At 65.3% G+C, this 25,350-nt stretch carries 25 protein-coding genes; 12 read left to right on the forward strand and 13 right to left on the reverse strand.

What is annotated here, in order from left to right; all coding sequences use genetic code 11:
* The 8 genes from gspN to gspG all read right to left on the reverse strand — a co-directional run bounded on the left by gspN (position 1) and on the right by gspG (position 5,899).
* Positions 1 to 816 (reverse strand): type II secretion system protein N, encoded by an 816-nt coding sequence (gene gspN, locus N4261_RS05110; RefSeq protein ID WP_261759134.1) that lies wholly within the window; start codon positions 814 to 816, stop codon positions 1 to 3.
* Positions 813 to 1,310, reverse strand: coding sequence for a type II secretion system protein M (gspM, locus tag N4261_RS05115; protein WP_261759135.1), 498 nt, complete (start codon positions 1,308 to 1,310; stop codon positions 813 to 815). Before gspM ends, gspN begins: the two co-directional genes overlap by 4 nt.
* Entirely contained in the window at positions 1,307 to 2,605 is a 1,299-nt protein-coding gene (gspL, locus tag N4261_RS05120; RefSeq protein WP_261759136.1) for a type II secretion system protein GspL, read from the reverse strand. The genes gspM and gspL overlap by 4 nt, the downstream gene beginning before the upstream one ends.
* A 302-nt stretch (positions 2,606 to 2,907) precedes the next feature.
* Positions 2,908 to 3,954 (reverse strand): type II secretion system minor pseudopilin GspK, encoded by a 1,047-nt coding sequence (gene gspK / locus N4261_RS05125; RefSeq protein WP_261759137.1) that lies wholly within the window; start codon positions 3,952 to 3,954, stop codon positions 2,908 to 2,910.
* Positions 3,951 to 4,589, reverse strand: coding sequence for a prepilin-type N-terminal cleavage/methylation domain-containing protein (locus N4261_RS05130; protein WP_261759138.1), 639 nt, complete (start codon positions 4,587 to 4,589; stop codon positions 3,951 to 3,953). The genes gspK and N4261_RS05130 overlap by 4 nt, the downstream gene beginning before the upstream one ends.
* A gap of 1 nt (position 4,590) precedes the next feature.
* A complete protein-coding gene (gene gspI, locus N4261_RS05135; protein WP_261759139.1) occupies positions 4,591 to 4,980 on the reverse strand; it encodes a type II secretion system minor pseudopilin GspI in 390 nt (129 codons plus the stop codon).
* Positions 4,977 to 5,471, reverse strand: a complete 495-nt coding sequence (locus N4261_RS05140) for a prepilin-type N-terminal cleavage/methylation domain-containing protein (protein ID WP_261759140.1) — start codon at positions 5,469 to 5,471, stop codon at positions 4,977 to 4,979. The genes gspI and N4261_RS05140 overlap by 4 nt, the downstream gene beginning before the upstream one ends.
* On the reverse strand, positions 5,468 to 5,899 hold the full coding sequence (gene gspG, locus N4261_RS05145; protein ID WP_261759141.1) for a type II secretion system major pseudopilin GspG: 432 nt from the start codon (positions 5,897 to 5,899) through the stop codon (positions 5,468 to 5,470). Before gspG ends, N4261_RS05140 begins: the two co-directional genes overlap by 4 nt.
* Between gspG and N4261_RS05150 the strand changes: the two genes are divergently transcribed.
* Positions 5,898 to 6,575 carry a hypothetical protein gene (locus tag N4261_RS05150; protein WP_261759142.1) on the forward strand — a complete coding sequence of 226 codons (678 nt, stop codon included), beginning with the start codon at positions 5,898 to 5,900 and terminating at the stop codon, positions 6,573 to 6,575. The genes gspG and N4261_RS05150 overlap by 2 nt on opposite strands.
* Before the next feature lie 72 nt (positions 6,576 to 6,647).
* On the opposite strand, the gene N4261_RS05155 is transcribed toward N4261_RS05150, so the two are convergent.
* Both N4261_RS05155 and ilvA read right to left on the reverse strand, forming a co-directional pair.
* Positions 6,648 to 7,775, reverse strand: coding sequence for a nicotinate-nucleotide--dimethylbenzimidazole phosphoribosyltransferase (locus N4261_RS05155; RefSeq protein ID WP_261759143.1), 1,128 nt, complete (start codon positions 7,773 to 7,775; stop codon positions 6,648 to 6,650).
* 352 nt (positions 7,776 to 8,127) lie between these two features.
* Positions 8,128 to 9,702, reverse strand: a complete 1,575-nt coding sequence (gene ilvA / locus N4261_RS05160; protein WP_261759144.1) for a threonine ammonia-lyase, biosynthetic — start codon at positions 9,700 to 9,702, stop codon at positions 8,128 to 8,130.
* 520 nt (positions 9,703 to 10,222) lie between these two features.
* On the opposite strand from ilvA, the gene N4261_RS05165 reads away from it, so the two are divergent.
* The gene (locus N4261_RS05165; protein ID WP_261759145.1) at positions 10,223 to 10,645 is read left to right on the forward strand and encodes an OsmC family protein; all 423 of its coding nucleotides are present in this window, start codon (positions 10,223 to 10,225) and stop codon (positions 10,643 to 10,645) included.
* 245 nt (positions 10,646 to 10,890) lie between these two features.
* Here the strand turns inward: N4261_RS05165 and coq7 are convergent, their stop codons facing one another.
* A complete protein-coding gene (gene coq7, locus N4261_RS05170) occupies positions 10,891 to 11,538 on the reverse strand; it encodes a 2-polyprenyl-3-methyl-6-methoxy-1,4-benzoquinone monooxygenase (protein ID WP_261759146.1) in 648 nt (215 codons plus the stop codon).
* Between the two features lie 276 nt (positions 11,539 to 11,814).
* Here coq7 and N4261_RS05175 point away from each other — a divergent pair, with 276 nt between their 5' ends.
* The 7 genes from N4261_RS05175 (at position 11,815) to N4261_RS05205 (ending at position 19,925) form a co-directional block, all read left to right on the forward strand.
* Positions 11,815 to 12,858, forward strand: coding sequence for a porin (locus tag N4261_RS05175; protein ID WP_261759147.1), 1,044 nt, complete (start codon positions 11,815 to 11,817; stop codon positions 12,856 to 12,858).
* Between the two features lie 353 nt (positions 12,859 to 13,211).
* Positions 13,212 to 14,267: a porin gene (locus N4261_RS05180; protein ID WP_261759148.1), complete on the forward strand. Its 1,056-nt coding sequence runs from the start codon at positions 13,212 to 13,214 to the stop codon at positions 14,265 to 14,267.
* Between the two features lie 368 nt (positions 14,268 to 14,635).
* Positions 14,636 to 15,613: an ABC transporter permease gene (locus N4261_RS05185; protein WP_261759149.1), complete on the forward strand. Its 978-nt coding sequence runs from the start codon at positions 14,636 to 14,638 to the stop codon at positions 15,611 to 15,613.
* Position 15,614: 1 nt separating this feature from the next.
* The gene (locus N4261_RS05190; RefSeq protein ID WP_261759150.1) at positions 15,615 to 16,820 is read left to right on the forward strand and encodes a M20 aminoacylase family protein; all 1,206 of its coding nucleotides are present in this window, start codon (positions 15,615 to 15,617) and stop codon (positions 16,818 to 16,820) included.
* A 109-nt stretch (positions 16,821 to 16,929) separates the two neighbouring features.
* Positions 16,930 to 17,901, forward strand: a complete 972-nt coding sequence (locus N4261_RS05195) for an ABC transporter permease (protein ID WP_261759151.1) — start codon at positions 16,930 to 16,932, stop codon at positions 17,899 to 17,901.
* 12 nt (positions 17,902 to 17,913) lie between these two features.
* On the forward strand, positions 17,914 to 18,882 hold the full coding sequence (locus N4261_RS05200; RefSeq protein ID WP_261759152.1) for an ABC transporter ATP-binding protein: 969 nt from the start codon (positions 17,914 to 17,916) through the stop codon (positions 18,880 to 18,882).
* Complete coding sequence (locus tag N4261_RS05205; protein WP_261759153.1) at positions 18,879 to 19,925, forward strand: ABC transporter ATP-binding protein; 1,047 nt, start codon at positions 18,879 to 18,881, stop codon at positions 19,923 to 19,925. The genes N4261_RS05200 and N4261_RS05205 overlap by 4 nt, the downstream gene beginning before the upstream one ends.
* A gap of 189 nt (positions 19,926 to 20,114) precedes the next feature.
* Here the strand turns inward: N4261_RS05205 and N4261_RS05210 are convergent, their stop codons facing one another.
* On the reverse strand, positions 20,115 to 20,384 hold the full coding sequence (locus N4261_RS05210; RefSeq protein ID WP_261759154.1) for a hypothetical protein: 270 nt from the start codon (positions 20,382 to 20,384) through the stop codon (positions 20,115 to 20,117).
* Positions 20,385 to 20,414: 30 nt separating this feature from the next.
* On the opposite strand from N4261_RS05210, the gene cyaY reads away from it, so the two are divergent.
* On the forward strand, positions 20,415 to 20,768 hold the full coding sequence (gene cyaY, locus N4261_RS05215) for an iron donor protein CyaY (protein ID WP_261759155.1): 354 nt from the start codon (positions 20,415 to 20,417) through the stop codon (positions 20,766 to 20,768).
* A gap of 164 nt (positions 20,769 to 20,932) precedes the next feature.
* On the opposite strand, the gene N4261_RS05220 is transcribed toward cyaY, so the two are convergent.
* A complete protein-coding gene (locus N4261_RS05220; RefSeq protein ID WP_261759156.1) occupies positions 20,933 to 23,356 on the reverse strand; it encodes a penicillin-binding protein 1A in 2,424 nt (807 codons plus the stop codon).
* Positions 23,357 to 23,663: 307 nt separating this feature from the next.
* On the opposite strand from N4261_RS05220, the gene N4261_RS05225 reads away from it, so the two are divergent.
* Together N4261_RS05225 and N4261_RS05230 are read left to right on the forward strand one after the other, a co-directional pair.
* Positions 23,664 to 24,743 carry a pilus assembly protein PilM gene (locus tag N4261_RS05225; RefSeq protein ID WP_261759157.1) on the forward strand — a complete coding sequence of 360 codons (1,080 nt, stop codon included), beginning with the start codon at positions 23,664 to 23,666 and terminating at the stop codon, positions 24,741 to 24,743.
* Complete coding sequence (locus tag N4261_RS05230) at positions 24,740 to 25,348, forward strand: PilN domain-containing protein (protein ID WP_261759158.1); 609 nt, start codon at positions 24,740 to 24,742, stop codon at positions 25,346 to 25,348. The genes N4261_RS05225 and N4261_RS05230 overlap by 4 nt, the downstream gene beginning before the upstream one ends.
* Positions 25,349 to 25,350: the final 2 nt, after the last annotated feature.

Below are 25,350 nucleotides of genomic sequence, written 5' to 3' on the forward strand. Positions count from 1 at the left end.
TCATCCCACCGAGATGATCGAGCGCACGCCATCGCGGCGCCCGATGATGTTCAACAAATTGGCCAATGCGGCTTCGCTGCCGGGAGCGGCGGTCGCCTCCCCTTCAAAGCGTGTCCGCGCGCCCAGGCTTCCCTGGCCGCTCAATTGGAGAGGACCGCGCTGCGTCTGCAACAGCAACTGCGGTGTGCTCGCGCCCATCAGGTTCAGCTGATAGCTGCCCAGGGGCGAGAGGCTCGACAAGCGCGAGGAAAAGTCCCGCAGCTCCAGCTGGGTCATGCCCTGGACCTGCCAGGCGCCCTTCGACTTCTCGACCACGAACTGCTGGGCGCTGATGGCGATCTGGCCGTCCGGCGCAATCGTGTTCCAGGGCGTGCCCAGGCCGACCAGCCAGGCCGCCGGCCAACGGATCCAGGGCTGGTCCGGCGAGGCGTCGGGCAGCCGCAGATTGACCCGGCTGATGCCCAGGCGCGCGGTCACCGCTGCGTCCGGACGGATGCAACAGGACTGGTCCAACACCAGCTTCAGGCCGACGGCGCCGTCGATCCAGACCGGGCGCAGGCGCCAGCCCAGACGCTCGGGCAGCTCGCTGGCGTCGCGACTGCCGGCGCCGGGGCTGAGCACCAGGCGCGCACTGCCGGTCCAGAGGCTGCCGCGCGCGTCGATGAGCAGCAGGCGGTCGCCGGTGGCCTTGGCAATGCCGGAGGCCAGCCAGGCGGCCGGCGCAAACAGCACCACGGCCAGCAGCAGGCCGACCAGGGCACCGGCGATCGCCCACCGGCTGTGGCGCACCGGCGCATCGATGGCGCGGCGAATCATGCGCCGGGGGCTGCGGGCAGCAGCACGGTGAGTCGTCCGGAGTAGCCTTGGGCGCCGGTCTGCAGTTCCGCCTGTTGCGGACGTGCACGGGCGGTTTGGCGGGCTTCGATCAGCCAGGAGGTCAGTGCCGCGCCGGGGACGCCGCGCAAGCGGAGTTGGGCCTGCGCGCCGGTGACGGTCAGTTCCGCGGCGGGACCGAGCCGCTCGGTCGCGGTGCGCAGGGCCGCAATGGATTGGTCGGCGCTGACGGGAACGATCTGCCGGTATTGCTGGGTCTGCTCGGCCAGTTGCCGCATCTGCTGCAGCTCCCGATCCAGGCGATCCATGTCGGCCGGCGCCTTCTTCAGTGTGGACAGCGCCGGTGCCAGCGCGATCAACCACAGCAGCAAGGCACCGACGGCCACCACGGCCAGTCGGACCATCAGACGCTCGCGCGGTTTGGCCGCCTGCCAGCGTTCGTCGAATTGGCGCCGCCAGAGAGTGAGGCTGTTCATCGTGTTTGGGGCCGCAGGCTGAGGTTGAGGGAGTCGCCCTCGTCGGTGACGCTCAGTCCAGGTTCCTGGACAAGGCGTTCTCGCAACTGCTGACGCACCGGCGGTGGCAGCCCGGTGAGTTGCAGGCGGTTGGATTCATAGCGCAGACCGGGCAGTGGCGGCTGGCCGGCGGGCCAGGCGCGCGCGACCGCGGCCAGGAGATCTTCCATGTCGCCGGGGCCGATCTGACCGGCACCACCGCGCAGGGTCTCGGTTTCCTTGACCATCTGGGCGCGTGCGTCCCGGATCGTCCGCACCTGCGGGAAGGCCTGGCGCAGCACCAGTTCCTGCTCATTGCGGCGTGCATCAACGGCGCGGCTCTGCTGCCAGGCCATCAGGTTCAAGCCGACCACCTGCACCAGCAACAGACCGACCAAGCCCCAGCGCACCGGCCGCCAGGCGGGTGTCTGCAACACCTGCCAGCCGCGGTAGATGCGCTGCCAGCCGCGTTGACGCGGCGTGAACTCGAGCTGCAGGAGGTTGATCGGCGCCTGCCGCGACAGCCAGGCGCGCTCGGTGTCATTGCGGACATCGACCGGGCGGCCCAGCCATTTTTCGGCCTCGCCTGCGACGGCGGGGCTGGCGGACACCACGGCCTCGGCCAGCCAGCGCTCGCCCAGCCAGGTGCGGATGCCGCTGCTGTCCAGCGGGAATGTGGCCACGCCCAGCGAGGTCCACGCACGCAGGCGCGGCCGGCCGTCCGCCCCGGGGACCACATGGCCGCCGGCGCGCAATTGCGGCCAGGACAAGGGATAGACCGCCTCCAACGCCAGGCCGGCGGCTTCGATCGCCTCCAGGTGCAGTCGCAGCGGCTCCCGGGCGGTGATGGCCACCCACTGGGGCGCATCGGAGCCATCCATCAGCACGGTGTCGCCGCCGCCGTTCTTGTCGGGCGGAGGCGGCAGGGGCTGAAGCGCCAGCTTGGCCTTGCGGGACGCCGGCGCGTCGTCGCTGTCCATGATGGCAAAGTGCAGCCGCTCCGGGTCGTCCAGCACCTGTTCCTCCAGCATGCCGACCAGCGCATTGCGCAGTCGTGCACCTTTGAGGCTGGGCAATCGAACCGGCAACCAACTGACCTGGTCGTCGCCGATCACCGCGATCACCTGATCGGCGCGCGGGAGCTCGGCCAGCGGCGCGCGCTCACCCTGTCCGCGTGATGCGGGGGCCTGAGCGTCGGCGCTGAACCAATATTCATAGTCTTGCGGGCCCGCCTGGGGAGGCGGGGTCGCGGGCAGCAGAATGAGCAGGGTACTCATGAGAAGGCGGATTCTAGGAGGGCTTGCATGACGGATCGGTCGCCCGTCCCTCCGCACAAGCCCGTAGTTGTTAGTTTGTGTCCAAGCATTCCAAAGCGTGGCTCACGGTGTCCGTCCGTTCGTCCACGCCGGACTTCATCCACACTTCACGCCAGCTTTACCCGCCGGTGGAGGTGCTTCAAGGCCATCGCGGTGATTGCGACCGTTACCCGTGGCAATGAGCCTTTCAATCGCCTTGCAATCGCCTCTCCGTTGCCTTGGGGTCGCCTGGCAATGGCGGGTCAAGCGCATGGCGCGTGCCTTCAGCGGTAATTCGTGTAGTTGGCCGAGGTCTGCTGCTGGATGCGCTCGCGGTCCAGCACCTTGAGGACCAGCGATGTCGGGCTCTCCCGATTGACCAGCGAGCGCAGCGTCAGCACTCGATCATCCATGCGAAGTCGCCCCTCAACGAAGAAGTAAGTGGTGGTAATAGCTGTCTGTTCTGCGGATAGGACGAAGGACTGCGGAAGGTAGGCCGCCACGTCTTCCAGCTTCGAGAACGGTTTGGAATCCCGGGCGCGGATCAGCCGGTCGGCGGTCGACAAGTCGATTCGCTCATCCAGCGCGGTGATCACTTCCCGCGGCGCGGTGTTGAGATTGACCGGCGTCGCCGCGGGCAGGATGACCACCAGGGGACGCAGACGCTCGATCTGCTCGGGCGACAGACCGAGCCAACGCAGTTGATCGAGTCGCATCGGCGTCAGTGGCACGTCACCTTGGGCTCCGCTGGCGGCACCGTTGATGGCCTGTTTGAGGCTCTTCTGCAACTGCGGGGCGATTGAGGTGTTCAACCCGGCACTCTGGAACAGCCGTGCGGCGATGGCCAGTTCCTTGGCGGCTTCGGCGGGGTCAGTCTTGACCAGGTTGCGCAGGTTGTAGCGCGACTGGGCATCCTCGATGCGGCCGGAGAGGTAGGCGTCCGGGCCCGAGTCGGCTGAGTGGTTGGAGTCGGTCGACAGGAAGCTGGAGAGACGGGCTTCCGCCAGCGGCACGGCCCAGACCTCGCCGAGATGGTCGGAGGGCGTCTTGACGTTGGCCCGGCTGTCCTCGCGCAGGATCAGTCGTGCCCAGTCCAGCGCACCCTGCAGCACCCAGTCCGACTGGGCGCGACCCCGCTCGGCGGCTTCGATCTGGATGCTGCGCGCCTGGCGCCACATCATCGCGGCCGCCAGCGTGGTGATCAGCACCACGATCAGCAGCGCGGTCAGCAAGGCCGCGCCGCGATGGGGCCGGCGCGCTGGCGTCCGATGGCGCCGCTGCTGGAGCGGGCAAGCGGCGTGGCCATCGATGATGCGTTCGGGCTGGCTCATTTACCGCCTCCGGCCGGCACCAGGACCTGACGGTTCAGTTCCCCCCGATAGCCGCTGTCCGGGCCGAACTGCAGACGCATCCGCACGCCGGCGGGGGTAGCCTGGCTGGTGCTGCCGTCGGTGTTCTTGTTCTGGTCCGCCTCCGACTGCGCATTGGTCCAGGCGTTGCCGCGGAAGAAATAGATCTGCCAGCCGATGACACCGGCGACGCCGGGCAGGCCGCGCAGTTCTTCCGCGCTGAGTTGCTGGCTGCGGAACCAGGCATCTTGCAGGGCATCGCGCTCGGTGGTGGGCGTCGACTCCCAGCGGGTGAGGCGGTTGTCCTTGATCTGCCAGCTCACCAGTTGCAGGCCGGTCTCGCGGCGGCGGGTCAGGCGCAGGGTGGCGCCGTCAAACGACACCGCGGTGATGACCTTGCTGTCCTGCACTTCACGCAGGTCCAGCTCCCACTGGCGCATCAAGGTCTGCAGGGTCTCGGCCCGATCCATGTGGGCTTCGTTGTGGTCGCGGGTGTTGGTCAGGGCCGACACGGCACGCCAGGCCATCACCGTCATCATCGCCATGATGACAAGGGCGACCAGCACCTCGATCAGCGTGAAGCCGCGACTGCGTCGCCGGGAGCGGAGCGCAGGCATCTCAGTAGCGACCCACGATGGTGGTGATGCTCAGCAGCGGCCGGTTGTCGCCATCGAACACCTGGGCCTCCACCCGACGGAAGTTCGGATTGGGTGTGGCGGCCACCGTCATGCGGCCGATGAAATCCCGGCCCATCTGGCTGCAACTGAAGTCGGTCTGCCCGACATTGGGAAAGTTCTGGGTCAGCCGCATCTCGGTCAATTCGTTCTCGGCACACCATTGCGCCAGACCGTTCATCTCGAGCCGGTCGGCGTTGCTGGTCATCGCTCCGCCGGCACGCATGCCGGCGGCCAGGCACAGGCCGACGATGGTCAACGCGACCAGCACTTCGATGAGTGTGAATCCGGCGGTCAAACGTTGGGCGGCCGGTGGGGTGCGGCGTGAACTCATGGGGTGGCGCTCCCGCGCTGGACGCGGAACGGGCCCAGGCCGTCGGTGGAGACCGTCATGCGGTGGTCGCCACGGGTCAGCAGGATGCGTTGCGCGCCGATCAAGGGTTCAGGTCCGAGGCGAACCGATCGGCCATTGGCCGTCGCGCCCTGGATGTCCACCACCGGTGGCTCGCCGAGCCAGGACCGATTGAGCTGCAGACGGTCGATGAGATCCGGCGGCAGTCCGGTGAAGCGATAGCTGCCGCCGTCCTTGCCGTCCGGCATCCACCGCACATCCAATGACGCGGCCCGCGCTTCGGCGCGGGCGGTTTCAAGCACGCTGGCGAGATGGAGCGCCTCGCGCTCCAGGTCGGAATCGCCGCTGCGCCCCATCGAGATCGCCACCGCCGCACTGGCGATGGCGATGATGGTGATCGCGACGATCAGCTCGATCAGCGTGAAGCCGCGCGCCGCCCCTCGAGAGAGGCGGAGGCGGCGGGCACCGGTCATTCCCAGGAACCGATGTCGGCGTCGTTGCCTTCGCCGCCTGGCTTGCCGTCGGCGCCGAAGCTGTAGACGTCGATCTCGCCCTTCAGGCCGGGGCTGTCATATTGATAGGCATTGCCCCAGGGATCCTTGGGCAGCTTCTCGATGTAGACCTTCCAGTTGTTCGGCACGTTGCCGTTGGTCGGTTTGGAGACCAAGGCCGTCAGACCCTGGTCGCCGGACGGGTAACGTCCGTTGTCCATCTTGTAAAGCTTGAGGGCCTGGACCAGCGTGTTGACGTCGGTCTTGGCGGCGGTGCGCCGCGCGTCGGCCACATGGTTCATCACCGCCGGCACCACGACGGCGCCCATGACGGCAACGATGGTGATGGCCACGATCAGTTCGATCAGGGTGAAGCCGCGAGAGCGGCGAAGGGAAGAAGTCCGTTGCATGGCTTTGCAATCCTTGCGGCGCCGCCCGCTGCGGCCCGTCGCGGTGAATCATAATCGGCGCATGCATGCACGATGGTTAAGCTTCGTCACCTGGGCGCTGCTGGCGGCCAGCCTCGCGTATTGGTCGCTGGTGCTGATGTCCAGAGGCCCGCAGGGTCCCGCAATGACGCATTCGGCGGTGTCCGGCGGCGCGACTGCGGACTGGACACGCCTGTTTGCGTCCCTGGAACCGGTCGCCGGACCGGTCGAATCCGCGTCATCTCGTTACCAATTGTTGGGCGTGGTGGCCCCGTCGACCGCGGGTCATCCGGGCGAAGGCGTGGCGTTGATTGCGGTCAGCGGGGGGCCTCCGAAGACGGCGCGCGTGGGTCAGATCGTCGACGGCGACTTGTTGTTGATGGAAGTCACCCGACGTGAAATCGGCCTGGGCCGCGACGGCGTGGTGTCGATCCGGGTGAGCATGGCGCCCGGTGCAGCCGATCTGATGGCGCCCCCGGGCGGCGCGCCGATGTCGGGTGCACCGCAGCAACTGCCCATCGGTGGCGGCATGCCGCCGATGAACATGTCGGCAGGTCCGGGCGGGCCGGGCGGCGTGGTGTCGCCGTTGGCTGTCGGGGGGGCCTTGCCGGGCATGCCTCCGCCGCAAGCTCAGCAGCAGGACGGCGAGATCCGCTGACGGCGCTGCTGCGCCGAGGGCGCCAAGGACGCCAAGGGCACCGACAGCGGCGAGCGCCGCCGGTGCCTTGATTCAGTGCTTTGAATTCAACGGCGGACGGACGCTGCCCGGATTCGCCAGACCGCTGGGCGCGCTCGCGGCGCCGGACCCCGTGTGAAGTTCCGTGGGGCGGCTGTGGATCGGCCCCTCGGGCAAATCCTGCACATCGGTCAACAAGGCGGCGGCGCAACGCACCAGCGGCCAGGCGAGCGATGCGCCGGTGCCGTCGCCACAATCCATGCCCAACTCCAGCAGCGCTGCCGCGTGGAACAGGGCCAAGGCCTCGTCCAGGCCTTGGTGCGTGGTGCTGCGGCAGAACACGGCGTAGTCCGTGACCGGCGGCGCAATCATCGAGGCCACCTTCAGGGCGGCGCAGGCGGGCATGCCGTCGATCAGGATCAGTTGCCGCTTGCTGGCGGCGACCAGCATTGCCCCCGTCATCACCGCGAGCTCGAAACCGCCGAAGGCGGCGAGCACCGCCATCGGCTCCACGATGTCTCGATGGCGGGCCTGCGCGCTTTGCAGGACGATCAGCAGATGGGCCAGGTCCTCGTGCGGCATGTCCGGGCCTGAGACCAGAAAGTCCCGCACCGGCATGTCCATCAAGCGCGAGAGCACCAGCGCGGCGGCTTCCATCGAGCCCTGTCCCAGGCCCGCGCACGCAATCACGTTGCCGGCGAGGTTGTCGGAAATCTCCATGCCGACCCGCACACCCGCATGGGCCTGTTCGACCGTCATGGCCGGACCGACCCGGGCGTTGCGCGTGCCGTGTGCAATCTTGCGGGCCAGCAACCGAGGCTGAGGATTCAGCGGCTCGGCCACGCCGCAGTCCACGACGGTGACATGCATGCCCTGGTTGCGGGCGAACACGGTCGCCGGCAGCCGGTTCTGCAGGGCGAGCAGGGCTTGCTCCCGCGTCGTGCGGCCATTGGGCAAGGCCACGCCGTCCACGGCAAGTCCGTGATCACCGGCAAACAGGACCAGCGTCGGATCGTGCAGCTTGGGTGTCAGGGTGTTCTGAATCAGGCCCAGGCGGACCGCGAGCGGTTCGAGTTCTCCCAGTCGGCCGGCGATGGCACAACGGCGATCCAGGCGCGCGCGCAGGGCGCGTTCAAGTTCCGGATTGACGGTCGGCGAGATCAGGGACTGATGGATGGACATGAGGGGACGGCAATCGCAACCGCGGCGCTCAGGCGGAGGAACCAGCGCGCACGGGGTCGCTATTGTCGTCCCGCGGTCCGTTGAGGGCATCGGCAAATCCCCACCCGGCGCCCCTTGTCCTGGGGGCAGGCCGTGCGCTGGGCGATCCGGCGCCCCGGCTTGCTTCACCGCGGAAGCGGTTGAGTGGCGCCGCTGCCCTTGTGACACGAGGGGTACCGCTGACCGCATCCGCATGGCCCGCTGAGTCGTTCGTCAGGCGGCGGGAGGGGGCGTGACGTCGGCCCGCTGATCAAGTCTGAATTCAGACCGGAGCGCGGGCGCGAGAACACTCGCTCGGCGATGGGCCGGCGGCTCAGCGCAGGAACAGCCGATAGACGGGGTTCTGCGTTTCCTCGGTGAACGGATAGTTCAGTTGATCGAGGAACTGCTTGAAGACCTTGGCGTCTCCCTTGGGTACTTGGATGCCCACGAGGATGCGGCCATAGTCCGCGCCCTGGTTGCGGTAGTGGAACAGGCTGATGTTCCAGTCCGGATGCATGCTGGACAGAAAGCGCATCAGCGCCCCCGGTCGCTCGGGGAAGACAAAGCGGAACAGGCGCTCATGCTCCGCCAACTCGGTCCGTCCGCCCACCATGTGGCGGACGTGGGCCTTGGCCAGTTCGTCGTCGGTCAGGTTGACGGTGGGGAAGCGGTGTTTATCGAACTGGCGGGCCAGCTTGTCGGCTTCCTCGCGTTTGCTGGTCGCCACGCCGACGAAGACATGGGCTTCCTTGCGGTCGGAGATCCGGTAGTTGAATTCGGTGACGCTGCGAGGCCCGATGAGCTCGCAAAACCGCTTGAAGCTGCCCCGCTCTTCCGGGATGGTGACGGCGAACAGGGCCTCGCGCGCTTCACCGACCTCGGCGCGTTCGGCCACGAATCGCAGCCGGTCGAAGTTCATGTTGGCGCCGCAGGTGATGGCCACATAGGTCTGGCCCTTGGTGCCATGCTGCGCCGCATATTGCTTGATGGCGGCTACGCCCAGTCCGCCAGCCGGCTCGAGAATGCTGCGGGTATCCACAAACACATCCTTGATCGCTGCGCAGACGGCGTCGGTGTCGACCAGCACATAGTCGTCCACCAACTCGCGGCAAACGCGGAAGGTCTCTTCGCCCACCAGCTTGACGGCGGTGCCGTCGGAGAACAGCCCGACGTCCGTTAATGCGATGCGCTTGCCGGCGCGGACCGATCGGACCATGGCATCGGAATCGCGGGTCTGCACGCCGATGATCTTGATCTCGGGGCGCACTGCTTTGATGTAGGCCGCCACGCCGGAAATCAGCCCACCGCCGCCGATGGCGACAAAGATGGCGTCGATCGGTCCGGGATGCTGGCGCAGCACTTCCATCGCGATCGTTCCCTGTCCGGCGATCACATCGGGGTCGTCGAACGGGTGGACAAAGCTGAGTTGTTGCGCTCGTTCGAGCTCAAGGGCGTGCTCATAAGCATCGCTGAAGGACTCGCCCGCCAGCACCACTTCCCCGCCCAGGGCCTGGACCGCATCGACCTTCAGCTTGGGCGTGGTCACCGGCATGACGATGACGGCCCGACACCCCAGTTTGCGGGCCGACAAGGCCACGCCTTGCGCATGATTGCCCGCTGACGCGCAAATCACCCCGCGCGCGAGTTGTTCCGCACTGAGATGAGCCATTTTGTTATAGGCCCCACGCAACTTGAAGCTGAATACCGGCTGTTGGTCCTCGCGTTTGAGCCAGACTTTGTTGCCGATGCGCTTGGAAAGATTGCGGGCCAGGTCGAGCGAGGTTTCCTGGGCGACCTCATAGACCTTGGCATTCAGAATTCGCTGGAGGTAACTCTGGTCGGCGGGCAAAAGCGCAGGATGGCGCTGCGAAGTTGACGTGCGCGATGCGCGGCGGGTGCCGGCCATGGAATACCCCTTCTGGTCGCAAAGTGCCGCAATGGTGCGGCAAATGATGATAGCCAGGGTTTCTCCGCACTCATCTGCGTCCAACCCGAGGCCGGACAGATTGGTTTCGCGGTTCGAAGAGGGTCGCTTCTTGAGCGCGCGTCAAGTGAGTTTCAACGGCGCGTTTTTCCCACCCGCAATAGCGGTGGAAGTTGGGCTTGTGGGCCGCGTCGGACGGCTGCATCGCCGCTGCACGGCCGTGGCCATGCGGACGTTGCTCGACAAGACGGAGCTGCCGAGCTCGCTACGGACGAAAAAAAGCCCGAGGCTTGTGGCCTCGGGCTGAATCCACCATGGAGGCGGTGGAGGAGACAATCGGTGCGGGGCTACCGCGTTGGTAGCGCTATCGCATGCCTAGAATTCTAGGGCGGAGCATGCTGCGCTGCAATATTTTTTCCGCCTTTTGTCTCTGGGGACAGGCCTCTAATCGAGCAATATCACCGGATGGCCGCTGGCGCGGTCCGTTTTGAGGAACACACGCATGGAATGCACGATCGACTGGATGGGCCAGGACGGCATGAGCTTCGTTGCCGAGACCGGCAGCGGCCACCTGGTCAACATGGACGGCGCACCGGATGGCGGCGGGCGCAACCTGGCGCCAAGGCCGATGGAGATGGTGTTGCTGGGTACGGGCGGCTGTACCGCCTACGACGTGGTGCTGATCCTGAAGCGGGGGCGCCACGATGTTCGCGGCTGCAAGGTCCGGCTCCAGGCCGATCGGGCCGAGGTCGAGCCCAAGGTGTTTACCAAGATCCACATGCACTTCGTGGTCGAAGGCAAGGACCTGCCGCTTCAAGCGGTGGAGCGTGCGGTCGCCCTGTCGCATGAGAAGTACTGCTCGGCCAGCATCATGTTGGCCAAGACCGCAGTGATCACCACATCGGTGGAGGTGATCGAGGCCTGAGTCAGGTGCACCGGGTGCATCGAGGGCATCGGCTGCTCGGTCCAGGCCCCGGGTGCTTCAGCGCAATCGGCGTCAGTGCGCATTGGCGGTGAGCTGCCGTTCAGGACAATTTCCCGGCTTGGTGGCGGGTGGGCGTGGCGCTCTGCTTGATGCCTCTGCTTGATGCCTCTGTTTGATGCGTTTTCTTGACGCTTGTGCCGCCCCAAGCGCCGGTGGCCGCGGAGACCGTCCGGCCCCCACCCTATTTATAGATAGTGCGCCGTTCGCGTCATGACCCGTGCGGCGACACGCATCAGCCGCTTGACCGGCGCCGGCAGCGCCACGGCGCCGCGGGCGATGGCCTCTTCCGCGTGACGGGCTTCCTCGTCCTTCATCTGGGTGACGATGGCGCGGGAGGTTTCATCTCCCTGGGGCAGTCGCTCGAGGTGGCTGTCCAGATGGGCCTCCACCTGACGCTCGGTCTCCACCACAAAGCCCAGGCTGACCTTGTCGCTCACCAGGCCGGCGGCCGTGCCGATGGCGAAAGCACCTGCATACCATAGGGGATTGAGCAGGCTGGGACGGTCGTTGAGGTCGCGCAGCCGCTCGGCCGTCCAGGCCAAGTGGTCGAGTTCTTCCTGTGCGGCGTGTTCGAGGTGGGTGCGCAATTCTTCATTGCGGGTGCTCAGTGCCTGTGCCCGGTAGAGCGCCTGCGCACAGATCTCGCCGACATGATTGACCCGCATCAGCGCGGCGGATTCGCGTCGCTGGGTCTCGTCCAAGGGCGAATCGGGACGGGTTGCGACCGGGGTTGGACGGGACATCGGGGCCACACCGGCCAGGGTTTTCAACCCATGGTCCAGGGTGGAAATCCACGCGTCCGTTCGGGTAAGGCGCCGGGACTTTGCTTGCATCGTGTGCGCTGGGCATGCCAATTGATTCCGCAGTTTAGGGCGGTGGGGATATCCATGGCGGCAGCTCCGGTCGTCGTTATTGTGCGAATGCCTGATGACACATTTCTTTCTCTGCATACGCGTTGCACGGAGCCAACGAAATCAGGACTTTTCCGGGGTCGCCGCTGGTCAGGGCCGATCGGAACTGTTGCAATACGGCACAGCTTCATTGCAGGAGCTTGGTTTGCGAACACCCAGTGGGGGCCGCAGGCCTCATTGAAGATCTAGGAGTCTCTAATGAAGAAATCACTCGTCGCGCTGGCTGTGCTGGCAGGTTTCGCCGGTGCCGCCGCCGCTCAATCGTCCGTGACCCTGTTCGGTGTCATCGACGTCGCTGCTCGCTACACCAAGGCCAATGGCCAGAACACGTCCCAGCTGTCGAATGACGGCAGCAGCTCCAGCCGCTTCGGCGTGCGTGGTGTTGAGGACCTGGGTGGCGGTCTGAAGGCCGGTTTCTGGCTGGAAGGCGCTTTCTCCGCTGACGCGGGTACTGCCGATTCCTCCAAGTTCTGGGGCCGTCGCGCTTCCGTGAGCCTGATGGGCGAATTCGGTGAAGTCCGTCTGGGCCGTGGCAAGACCTCGACCCGTCTGGTCGTCGATGACTTCGACGTCTACAGCACCACCGGTCTGGGCGATGTGACCCGCGTGTACAGCCTGCTGGGCAGCGGCACGCAGACCATCAACCGCGCTGACAACCTGGTGCAGTACTTCCTGCCGGGTAACCTGGGTGGCGCTTACGGCTCGTTCGACGTGGCCGCAGGCGAAGGCGCTGTCGGCGCCAAGTCCTACGGTGGCCGTCTGGGTTGGAAGGATGGCGCGATCAACGTCGCTGCTGGCTACCAAACCACGGAAGCCGCTGGCACCGCCAAGTTCAAGCAAGCCTCCCTGGGTGGCAGCTATGACTTCGGCATGGTCAAGGTCAGCGGCCTGCTGTCGCAGCTGAAGTTCAACAATCTCAAGCAAAACATCTACACCATTGGCGCCACCGTTCCGGTGACGACGTCTGGTACGGTGCTGGCTCAGTTCTCCAAGTCGAGCACCAACGGTGCTGCGGACCGCATCAGCGCGCCAAACCTGGCCACTATCGGTGTTGCTGGCGACGCGAAGATGTTCACGGTGGGCTACCTTCACAGCCTGTCTAAGCGTACGGCGCTGTACGCCACTGGCTCGATCATCGACAACGACCGCGGTGCCAACTTCCGTGTTGCCACCAACGCAGTGTCCGCCGCTCCTGGCGGCAAGTCCGGCGGTGTGGACGTGGGCGTGAAGCACAGCTTCTAATCCCGTCGTCGGATCTACGGATCCTTCGGACACCAAAAGCCGCCCCTCGGGGCGGCTTTTTTCATGGCCGCTCGGATGGCGGCTCGTGCCTCCGTGCCCGGACTGTGAGGTGCCCACTTTGGCTGTGCTCAAGGGGGCGAGTCAGGCCTTGCTTTTCGCGCGGCGATCAACGCCATGACCCTCGCCGGGCGGCAGTCGCCCAATTCCGCATCTTGAGGCTCCCTGCGAAGTAGTCACCAACTTGACAGGGTTTGCTCGTGTGGGCGATCAGCAACATGCTCGATCTTCAGTGCGAACGTTCGCTGAGAATCAATCTCGGCGAATAGACCACACCTACAAATGGAGACAGACCTATGAAGAATGCTGCCATGGCGCTCGGCCTTGTTGCTGCCGGCGTCAGCTCCGCCTGGGCACAGTCCAGTGTCCAGCTCTACGGGATCCTGGATGCCGGCGTTCGCTGGACCAGCAACGCCAACGCGGGCTCGTCCAAGAACCAGCTCATTCCTGGCGGGATGTCGCAAAGCCGACTCGGCATCAATGTGACCGAGGATCTGGGCGGCGGGCTCAAGGCCATTGCCAACCTGGAGCACCGGCTGAACTCCGACAACGGCACACAGGCAGCGACGGACTTCTGGCGTCAGTCGTGGGTGGGTCTTCAATCCAGCGAATTCGGCCGCATCACGCTCGGCCGCCAATACAACATCCTGTTCGACATCTACACGTCGACCTACGCCTCCTTCAAGTATTCGCCCTACATCGAGGCCTACAAGCCGGAGATCGGCCTATCCATGGGCGCGCGGCAGGACAACATGGTGAAGTACCTGGCCGAGTTCGGCCCGGTGCGTGGCGAAATCCAGGTGTCGGCGGGTGAGGGCAACACCCAGAACAAGTCGTTCGGTGGATTGCTGCGTTATGCGGAAGGTGCGTTCTCTGCGGGGGGCGCGTATTTGCAGGTGGAAGACACCTTGGGCAAGAAGGTCAAGGGCTACACCGCCGGTGCCGGCTACAACGACGGGCCGTGGTATCTGAACGTGTCATGGGCGACCAACAAGTTCGATCGTGGCGGCCTGCTGGGGGCGGCCTACACGTCCGGTCTGTTGGGTCCCGTGCTCAATGCCGCAGCCAATGATGTAAAGAAGCGCGACATGGTGTCCGCCGGGTTCACCTATCAGGCCACCCCGCAGCTCAACCTCGGCGCCCACTATTGGTATGCCACGCAGACCCACTATGTGGTGTCGACCAGCAAGAGCAAGGGGCATTACCTCGCGTTCGTGGCGGATTACGCCTTCTCCAAGCGCACCGATGCGTATGTCGAGCTGGACTACACCAAGCACGACGGCGCGGTCCGCTTCCAGAATGGTGCAGAGAAACGCGGTGGGGCGATCGTCGGTATGCGTCACCGTTTCTGAACGGATCGATGCCTAAGGACACCTCATTGGTGTCTATCGACCGCCTGACGCATCGCGGCGACCCGCGACAGCGGGCGACCTGACGCAGGAACCGCCTTCGGGCGGTTCCTCGTTTCTGCCTTCGCGAGGCCAAGCCATGCACTGAGTGCGGTCACCTCGCACCGTGACGGAGCTAACACCAACTTCTGCGAAACCGCAGGTCGTTGCAGCTTTCGCGGATGTCGCGCCATGCGCACGTTTAGGGCTTTCCCAGTTGCCCTTGGCGTGCTGCGTCCCGGATGATGGGACGCTTCAAGAAGCGCGCGCCTTCGGGGGTCAGGTCATGCCAGGGTCAAACGACCAGGTGGGATCGCCGGGGCCGATCCCACATGCTGGTTTTCATTCTCCGCCGTCTGGCGCAAGCCCTGGTCGTCATGCTGACGGTGGCTTTCATCGCCTTCATGCTGTTCCAGTATGTGGGCGATCCCGTCCACAACCTGCTGGGCCAGGACGCCACCCCTGAGCAGCGCGAGCAACTGCGCCGCGATCTGGGCCTGGATCAGTCCTTCGCGGTGCAGTTCGGCCATTTCGTGGTCAATGCAGCGCAGGGCGAGTTCGGCATCAGCCTGCAGCAGGGCCGCAAGGTGTCGACCCTGATCATGGAGCGCTTTCCCGCCACGCTGGAACTCTCCGCCGTGGCCGCATTGATCGCGGTGGGTCTGGGCATTCCGCTGGGGGTCTATGCGGCCTTGCGACGCGGCAGTTTCGGCACCCAACTGGCCATGGCCTTGTCGCTGGTGGGGGTCTCGCTTCCCACGTTCCTGATTGGCATCTTGCTGATCCTCACCTTCGCTGTGCAACTGCAGTGGTTACCCAGCAATGGCCGCGGTGACGTGGTGATGCTGGGCAAGTGGAGCACCGGGCTGCTGACGGTGGATGGATTGCGGCATGTGCTGCTGCCGGCCATCACCTTGTCGGTGTTCCAACTGACCTTGATCCTGCGCATCGTGCGGGCCGAGATGCTGGAAGTGCTGCGCACGGACTACATCAAGTTCGCCCGCGCCCGAGGCTTGAGCAACCGGGTGATCTACTTCGGCCATGCGCTCAAGAACACCCTGGTGCCGGTGATGACGATCACCGGTCTTCAGTTGGGCTCGTTGATTGCCTTCTCCATCATCACCGAGACCGTGTTTCAATGGCCCGGCATGGGGTTGCTGTTCATTCAGGCGGTCCAGTTTCCGGACATTCCGGTGATGGCCGCCTACCTTTGCCTGATCTCGTTGATCTTCGTCGTCATCAACCTGGTGGTGGATTTGCTGTACTTTGTCGTCGACCCCCGGCTGCGGCTGAGCGGCGGCGCCCACTGACATGAATGCGTTGAGCACTGCGGCCGCCGGCACCTACCAGCGCCTGCTGGAGGCCCGCGGCGAACTGGTGGCCTTGCGCCGCGAGCTGCATGCGATGCCGGAGCTGGGCTTCGAAGAGCGCCGCACCGGCGCGCGTATCGTGCAGGCCTTGCGGGCCTGCGGCGTCGATGAAATCCATGAAGGCATCGGTCGCACCGGCCTGGTGGCGGTGATTCACGGCCAGCCGTCGGACCGCCCGCGTCTGATCGGGCTGCGCGCGGACATGGACGCCTTGCCGCTCAAGGAGCAGAACGATTTCGCCTGGCGTTCCGCGTCACCGGGACTGATGCATGCCTGCGGACATGACGGACATTGCGCCATGCTGGTCGGCGCGGCCCGCTACCTGGCCCAGACGCGGCAGTTCGCCGGCACGGCCGTGCTGGTGTTTCAGCCGGGCGAGGAGGGCTATGGCGGCGCACGGGAAATGATCGCCGATGGCCTGTTCGATCGATTCCCGGTCGAGGCCACTTATGCGATGCACAACTGGCCGCATCTGCCGCCGGGCAAGATCGGACTCAATCGGGGCGCGATGATGGCCGCGGCCGACCGCGTGCAGATCAGCATCCAGGGCCGCGGCGGTCACGGCGCTCATCCGCATCTCAGTGTGGATCCCGTGTTGATCGCCGGGCACATCATCACCGCGGTGCAGAGCCTGGTGTCGCGCAACATTGCGCCGATCGAGCAGGCGGTCGTGAGTCTGTGCGCGATGCAGGCCGGCGAGCCGAGTGCCTTCAGCGTGATTCCCGAACTGGCCCAGCTCACCGGCACGGTGCGCAGCTTCAAGCCGGAAGTTCAACAGTTGCTGGAAGAGCGCATGACGCGCCTGGTGGAATCGGTCGCACTGGGCTTTGGTGCGAGCGCCAAGGTCGACTATCAACGGCTTTATCCCGCCACGATCAACAGCGCCCCCGAGGCTGATTTCGCGATCCAGGTGTCGCAGTGGCTGGTGGGCGCCGAGAACGTGGACGACAAACTGCCGCCCAGCATGGGCAGCGAGGACTTCGCCTTCATGCTGCAGGCCCGGCCCGGCGCTTATCTGAGACTGGGGCAGGGCGGACCTTGCGGCCTGCACCAGCCCCGCTACGACTTCAACGACGAGGTGCTGCCGCTGGGCTCTGCCCTGTTTGCCGCGCTGGTCGAACAGGGCCTGCCGGTGACGCCGGCGTGAGGCCCGCCACCCGGGCGATCGCCGATCGCCGCCTCGGCCCGCTGATGGTTCTACCCCCTTCACCATGTCTCCCGGCAGCACGCATGATTTCGCACGGAGTGTCCAAGCTATGAGTTCCACTGCGCCGCCCTCGGTGCCGCCCTCACCGAACCCCGGCCCCCCCACGCGGGCGCCGAACGCGCTGCAGCGCTTTTTCGATGGCGACGTCTGGCATTCCTTCACCCGCTCGCCGGTGACGATGGCGGCGGCCGTCGTGGCCCTGTTCTGCCTGGTGTGTGCCGTCTTCGCGCCGTGGATCGCGCCGCATGATCCCTTCGATCTGTCGACCGTCGACCTGATGGACTCCCGCCTCCCGCCCGCATGGAGCGAGGGCGGATCCACCAAGTTCCTGCTGGGGACCGATGACCAGGGCCGCGACCTGCTGAGCGCCATCATGTATGGGGCGCGGATTTCGATGCTGGTGGGTTTCGCCTCGGTGCTGGTGTCGATGGTGATCGGCATTGCGCTGGGCCTGCTGGCGGGGTTCGTCGGCGGCAAGACCGATGCCTTCATCATGCGGGTCTGCGATGTGATGCTGTCCTTCCCCTCCATCCTGGTGGCGCTGCTGGTGGACGGCATCGGCCGTGTGCTGCTGCCCGATGCGCATGGCACGCTGGCCTTCGCGGTGCTGATCCTGGCGATCTCGCTGACCGGCTGGGTCCAGTACGCCCGCACCGTGCGTGGCTCCACGCTGGTCGAGCGCAACAAGGAATATGTGCAGGCCGCGCGTGTCATCGGCGTCAAGACGCCGGCCATCATGTGGCGCCATGTGCTGCCGAATGTCACCGGGCCGGTGCTGGTGCTGGGCACCTTGCAGGTGGCCTCCGCCATCCTGACCGAGGCGACGCTGTCCTTCCTTGGCGTGGGCGTGCCGCCGACCAGTCCGTCGTTGGGGACGCTGATCCGCATCGGCAACGACTTCCTGTTCTCCGGGGAATGGTGGATCACGATCTGGCCCAGTGTGATGCTGGTGATGATTGCGCTGTCGGTGAATCTGCTGGGTGATTGGCTGCGTGACGCGCTCAATCCCCGTCTGCGTTGAACGGGTCGCGAGATGACTGCCTTGCTTGAAGTTCGCCACCTGCGGGTGGAATTCCCGACACGTCGCGGCACGCTGGTCGCGCTGGACGACATTTCCTTCGACATCGCGCCCGGGGAGGTGTTGGGCGTGGTGGGCGAGTCCGGTGCCGGCAAGTCGTTGACCGGGGCGGCCATCATCGGCTTGCTGGAGCCGCCGGGCCGCATCGCCGGCGGCGAAATCCGGCTCGAGGGACGCCGCATCGATCAGCTCTCGCCCGATGAGATGCGCCGTGTGCGCGGACGGCAGATCGGCGCCATCTTCCAGGATCCGCTGACCTCGCTCAACCCGCTCTACAGCGTGGGGCGTCAGTTGATCGAGACCATCACCGCGCACCTGCCATTGACCGCTCGGCAGGCGCGTGCACGCGCCATCGAGCTGCTGGCCGCAACCGGCATCCCCGCACCCGAAGCGCGGGTGGACCAGTATCCGCATCAGTTTTCCGGCGGCATGCGCCAGCGGGTGGTGATCGCGCTGGCCCTGGCCGCCAATCCCAAGCTGATCGTGGCCGATGAGCCCACCACCGCGCTGGATGTGTCGATCCAGGCGCAGATCATTGCCTTGCTGAAGCGCGTCTGCAAAGAGCAGGGCGCGGCCGTGATGCTGGTGACGCATGACATGGGGGTCATCGCCGAGACCTGCGACCGGGTCGCGGTGATGTATGCCGGACGCGTTGCCGAGATCGGACCGGTGCAGGAGGTGATTCATCGCCCCGGACATCCCTACACCGCGGGACTGATGGGCTCGATTCCGGCGATGGATGAAGACCGCGAGCGTCTGGTGCAGATCGATGGTGCGATGCCCCGACTCAATGCGATCCCATCAGGTTGCGCCTTCCATCCGCGTTGCCCGAAGGCCTTCGACCGTTGCGAGCAGCAGCGTCCTGAATTGATGGCGGCTCCCGCCACTGCGGCAGCCTGCTGGCTGCATGGAGGTGCCGCATGAGTGCCGTGATGACGACAGACGGTGAACAGGCCGCTTCCGACGGCCGCCAGGGAGCGGTGCTGGTCGAGGTGCGCGAGCTATCCAAGAGCTTCGACGTGTCCGCGCCCTGGCTCAATCGCGTGATCGAGCGCAAGCCGCGCCAGTTCGTGCATGCGGTCGACGGGGTGAGTTTCCAGATCGAGCGCGGGACGACCCTGGCGCTGGTCGGCGAATCCGGTTGCGGCAAAAGCACCGTCGCCCGTTTGCTGGTCGGGCTGTACCGGCCCAGCGGCGGTGAGGTGAGGTTTGACGATGTGGACATCGCCACGACACTGGCCGGTCCGGGGGCGCTGCCATTGCGTCGACGGATGCAGATGATCTTTCAGGATCCGTATGCGAGCCTGAATCCGCGCTGGAAGGTGCAGGACATCGTCGGCGAACCGCTGCGCGAGCATGGCCTGGTGCGCGATGGGGCGGCATTGAAGCAGCGGGTGGGCGAGCTGCTGGTCTCGGTGGGGCTGTCGCCGGCGGATGTGGAGAAGTTTCCGCATCAGTTTTCCGGTGGCCAGCGCCAACGTATCTCCATCGCCCGTGCCCTGGCGACCGAGCCGGAGTTCCTGGTCTGCGACGAACCGACGTCAGCGCTTGACGTGTCGGTGCAGGCCCAGGTGCTCAACATCATGAAAGACCTGCAACGGCGGCAGGGCCTGACCTATCTGTTCATTTCGCACAACCTGGCGGTGGTGCGGCATGTCGCCGACCAGGTCGGTGTGATGTACCTGGGGCGGCTGGTCGAGCAGGCGGACAAGCGGCGTCTGTTCGCCGCGCCTCGTCATCCCTACACCCGGATGCTGCTGGATGCGATTCCCGACATCCACATGACGGGTCGTTCCCGCACGCCGGTTCAGGGCGAGGTGCCGAATCCGCTCAATCCACCCACCGGCTGCAGTTTCCATCCGCGCTGTCCGCATGCGAATGCGCGCTGCAGCCAGGAGCGACCGGCGCTGCTGACGGTGGAGGGCACACGCGTTGCGTGTCACGCGGTCGAGGAAGGGCGGATCTGACACAGATCGGCATCGGTCATGGCGGCCGATGTAATCCTGCGCTGGCCAGTCCCATGCGTTGCTGATCGTCGCGGCGGTGCGATGACTGCAGTCTGAGCCTGCGGGCCCATCCTCGACTCCGCGGACGTCTCCGTTCGTAGCCGAGGTGCTGGGCGCTTCCCAGGCCCGGCTGACGCTGCGGCCCCGTCGTCAGCGCTGGGGCATGATGGCCGCGCTGGCCGGTGCCGAGGCCGGATCGGCACTGTGGCGCAGGATGTCGGGTTCGGTGGGCGGGTTGGTGTTGGCCGGCTTGGCGTGGCCGGGCTTGGCCGGCAGCTGCAGCGGCCGTTTCTGGCCGCAGCCGACAACGCCCGCGGCGATCGCCAAGGTGGCACACAACATCAGGCACGACAGGGCCTTGCCGGTGGCGGCATCGGGGGTCCGGGGCGCTGCGCCTACACTTCGCTTCTTCGTTTTCATCATGGACTCCAGTCTAGCGAGTCCCGACCCATGACCGCCACCGCCACACCACTGACCGATGCCGAATACGACGCCAGGACCGCCGCCGTGCTGTCCCGCATCGAAACCGTGGTGGATGCCTGGCTGGACGACGATGTGATGGATGTGGACCAGCATCGCACCGGCGGTCTGCTGGAGCTGGAGTTTCCCGATCGCAGCAAGATCGTGGTGAACACGCAGCCGCCGCTGCATGAGTTGTGGTTGGCGTCGCGGCGCGGCGGCTTTCATTTCAAGTTCGTCAACGGCCAGTGGTTGGACACCAAGGACGGTGTGGAGTTCTTCATCCGCTTGTCGGAGGAGGCGAGCTTCCACGCCGGCAAGTCGCTGAAGGTCGAGGCCTCCTGAGCGCGGCGATCACGCCCCGCGCGACGACGTCCCACCCGAGCCCTCGTCCCGGCACGCAGCCACCCGCCATGGCCAACGAAAACGCCAGCCTTGAGGGCTGGCGTTTTGCTGTCCACGTTCCGCTTTCGGACCTGAGGCCGACCTGAGGCCGACCTGGCGGTCGATCAGCGTTTGAAGAGGTCGAGGATGCTCTTCTTCTCTTCCTCGGATCCCGTGGTCGGCACGTTTTCGTCGTTCGTCAGGGCGCGCACGCCCTCGTTGCCGCTGAATTCGTCGTAGAACCACTCGCCGTTGAGATTGACCAGGCCTTCGGTCGGCGGGATCTCGGCCACCGGCGTGTTGCGCAGGGCGTACTGCATGAACTCGATCCACACCGGCAGGGCCAGTCCGCCGCCGGTTTCCCGGTCGCCCAGCTTGCGGGGTTGGTCATAGCCGATCCACACCACGGCCGCCAGCGTCGGCTGATAGCCGGCGAACCAGGCGTCCATGGAATCGTTGGTGGTGCCGGTCTTGCCGTAGAGGTCCGGTCGCTTCAGGGTGGATTGCGCGCGCGCGGCGGTGCCGCTGCGCGCCACTTCCTGCAGCAGTCGGCTCATCATGAAGGCATTGCGCGGTTCGACGGCGCGCATGTCGTCGGCGAGCGGCTTGGGTGTCGCCTGGTACAGCTGCCGTCCCTGGTGATCAGTGATGCGCTGCACCAGTGAGGGCGTGATCCGGTAGCCGCCATTGGCGAACACCGAATAGGCCTGCGCCATCTGCATCGGGGTCACCGCGCCAGCGCCCAGGGCCATGGTCAGATAGGCGGGGTGCTTGTCGGCTTCGAAGCCGAAGTGGGTGATCCAGTCCTGGGCGTACCGAACCCCGATCGCCTGCAGGATCCGGATGGACACCATGTTCTTGGACTTGGCCAGTGCCGTGTGCAGCGGCATCGCACCTTCGAACTTGCCGTCATAGTTCTTGGGCTCCCAGGGCTGGCTGCCGGTGGTGGAGGCATCAAAGAACAGCGGGCTGTCGTTGACCACGGTCGCCGGACCGAAGCCCTTTTCCAGCGCTGCCGAATAGATGAAGGGCTTGAAACTCGAGCCCGGTTGGCGCCAGGCCTGGGTGACGTGGTTGAACTTGTTCTTGTTGTAATCGAAGCCGCCGACCAGGGCCCGCACGCTGCCGTCCCTCGGATTCAGGGCGACCATCGCCCCTTCCACTTCCGGCAACTGGGTGATGGTCCATTCGTCCTTGTTGTTGCGGACCAGCTTCACCACCCGGATCACCGCACCGCGTCGGATGCGGGTTTTGGGGTTGCCCTTGTCGGACAGCCCGGAGGTGGCCGGTTTCAGGCCTTCGCCCACGATGGTGACCGTCTCGCCACTCTGCAGCGCAGCCAGCACCCGCTTCGGATCGGCCTCCAGCACGACGGCGGCCAGCAGTTCGTCGTTGGCCGGGTGGTCAGACAGGGCTTCGGCGACCCGGGTGTCCAGCTCTTTCGGGTCGGCCGGGAGGTCCACATAGGCTTCCGGACCGCGGTACACCTGCCGGCGCTCGTAATCCATGATGCCGCGACGCAGGGCGCGGTAGGCCCGTTCCTGCTCGTCGGCATTCAGCGTGAGGTAGACATTCAACCCGCGGGTATAGGCCTCTTCCCCGTACTGGCTGAAGATCAGTTGCCGCGCCAGCTCGGCGACGTACTCGGCATGGTTGGCCGCTTCCTGCGGCGGTCGGATGCGCAGCTTCTCCGCCTTGGCCTCGGCATGCTGCTCGGGGCTGATGAAGCCCATTTCCAGCATCCGGTCGATGATGTATTGCTGGCGCAACATCGCGCGGCGCGGATTGTTGATCGGGTTGTAAGCAGATGGTGCTTTTGGCAACCCGGCGAGCATCGCCGCCTCGGCCACCGACAGGTCTTTCATCGGCTTTCCGAAGTAGACCTCGCTGGCTGCCGCGAAGCCGTAGGCGCGGTGACCCAGGAAGATCTGGTTCATGTAGATCTCGAGGATCTTCTCCTTGGGCAGCGCGCTCTCGATCTTCAGCGCCAGCAAGATCTCGTAGATCTTGCGGGTGAAGGTCTTCTCGGTGGAGAGATAGAAGTTGCGGGCCACCTGCATCGTGATGGTGGAGGCGCCCTGGCTCTTGGACTCCCCCACATTGGCCAGGCCGGCGCGAATCACACCCAGGTAGTCGACCCCTCCGTGCTGATAGAAGCGGGCGTCCTCGATGGCCAGCACCGCGTCCTGCATCACCTTGGGTATGGCGCGGATGCTGGAGTAGCTGCGCCGCTCCTCGCCGTACTCGCCCAACAGCTGCCCTTCACTCGAGAGCACGCGCAGGGGCAGCTTGGGCCGGTAGTCGGTGAGGCCGCTGATGTCGGGCAACTGCGGATAGGCCATCGCCAGTGCCATGCCGGCCAGCATCGCGACCGCGCCGACGCCGGCCAGGATCAGGCCCAGCAGCCAGCCCAGCGCTCGCAGCAGCCAATGCTTCTTCGGCTTCTGCTTCCGGGGCGCCTTCTTGGCGCCCGCCCTCTTTGGAGGGGTGTCGGGGGAGGAGGAAGAGGGGGTGTCGTCGTGGGAGGCTGGGGGGGTCTTCGCGGGCATGAGCAAAGTGTGCATTTATGCGTGCCCGCCCGCCGCCTGTCAGGGCCTGTACGGGTGCGAATCGGGCCGCGAGCAGCGATTATAGGAACCCTCTTCCGGGCATCGACGCATCGCCCGACCCGGCGGTGGCACAACGGCTTTCATGCCCGCTTTTCAAGCTTTTGACGGGCTTCTGCGGCGTGTATGTTACGCAACGCGGTGTTACGTGCTGTGACCGCTTTGCCTTGGGGCATCAAAGGCATTGCTGCTAGCATTCAAGTAACTTATTAACAAACCGGCGCAAAGCGGCGCGTTGGGGGAACGCTTCATGGGATTTTGGGACGTACTGCTTGGGCGCGCGCATCCACCCATGATTGGCCTGGACATCTCGTCGTCCAGTGTCAAACTCGTGGAATTGAGCCAAAACTCCAAAGGTGAATACGTGCTTGAACGTTTCGCCACGGAGCCATTTGAAAAAGGTTGGATCACCGACGGCCAGATCGAGAAATTCGATGAGGTTGCGGAGGCCGTTCGTCGCGTCGTGACGCGCAGCGGCAGCAAGACACGGCATGCCTCATTGGCCATGCCGCAGTCTGCGGTGATCACCAAGAAAATCATGCTGCCGGACGGCCTGCGCGAGGAAGAACTCGAGTTGCAGGTGGAAGCCGAGGCGAATCAATACATTCCGTTCTCGCTGGACGAGGTGTCGCTGGACTTCTGCGTCATCGGTCCGAGCCCGACCTCGGTCGGTGATGTGGAAGTGCTGATCGCTGCGTCCCGCAAGGACCGCGTGCAGGACCGTCAGGCCCTGGCGGAGGCGGCGGGTCTGCGTCCGATGGTGCTGGACATCGAGTCGCATGCCTCGCGCATGGCGATGGGTCGTCTGGTGCAGAGCCTGCCCAACGAGGGCAAGGATGCGTTGGTCGCGCTGTTTGAAATCGGCGCCGACACCACCAGCCTGAAGGTGCTTCGCGACGACGAAATGCTGTATGACCGGGACCAGGCATTTGGCGGCTCGCAGCTGACCCTGCTGATTTCGCGCCAATACGGTTTCTCGTTCGAAGAAGCCGAGCAGAAGAAACTCAACGGCGAACTTCCCGAGGACTATGACACGCAAGTGCTCAATCCTTTTGTGGACAGTTTGTCCCAGGAAATTGGTCGCGCCTTGCAGTATTTCTTCACCAGCACGCCGCATCACAAGGTTCACTATGTGATGTTGGCCGGCGGCACTGCGACGCTGCCCGGGCTCAAGGAGCGTGTGACCGAATTGACGGGATTTGCCTGCATGGTCGTGAATCCGTTCGAAAACATGGAACTGGGTTCCGCCGTGCGTGAATCCAAACTGCGGCGCGAAGCGCCGGCCTACCTGACCGCCTGCGGGCTGGCGATGCGGAGGTTCTTTCAGTGATTCTGATCAACCTGCTCCCGCACCGCGAGGAGAAACGCAAGCGTCGTGAGACCGCGTTCTACGTCGGTCTGGGCATGTCCTTCATCGCCGGCCTGCTGGTCGTCGGCGTCATCTATGTGATGCTGGAACAGATGACCGCCGCGCAAGTCGGGCGCAACAATTTCCTGAAATCGGAGATTGCCAAGCTCGACGAGCAGATCAAGGACATCGCCACCCTGCGCGACGAGATCGAGGCGCTGCGCGCCCGTCAGCGCGCGGTGGAAGACCTGCAAAGCGACCGCAACACCCCGGTGCACCTGCTCAACGAGCTGGCGAAGTACACCCCGGAGGGCATCTACCTCCAGGGCATTCGCCAGACCGGCAAGAGCGTGGTCATCAACGGTGTGGCGGCGACCAACGAACGTGTTTCGGAATTCCTGCGCAACATCGGCCGTGCCGATTGGCTGGAAAACCCGGAACTGGTGGAAATCAAGCTGGCGCAGACGAATCAACGCGATGCGCGTCGGCTGTTCGATTTCTCGATGAAGGTGGCCATCAAGAGCCCGGCGGTGGAAGCACCTGCTGGCGCTGCGAGTGCGCCGGCCGTCAAGGCCAACAAGTCCTGAGG

This window comes from Roseateles amylovorans (genome assembly GCF_025398155.2).
Classification (GTDB): Bacteria; Pseudomonadota; Gammaproteobacteria; order Burkholderiales; family Burkholderiaceae_C; genus Roseateles; species Roseateles amylovorans.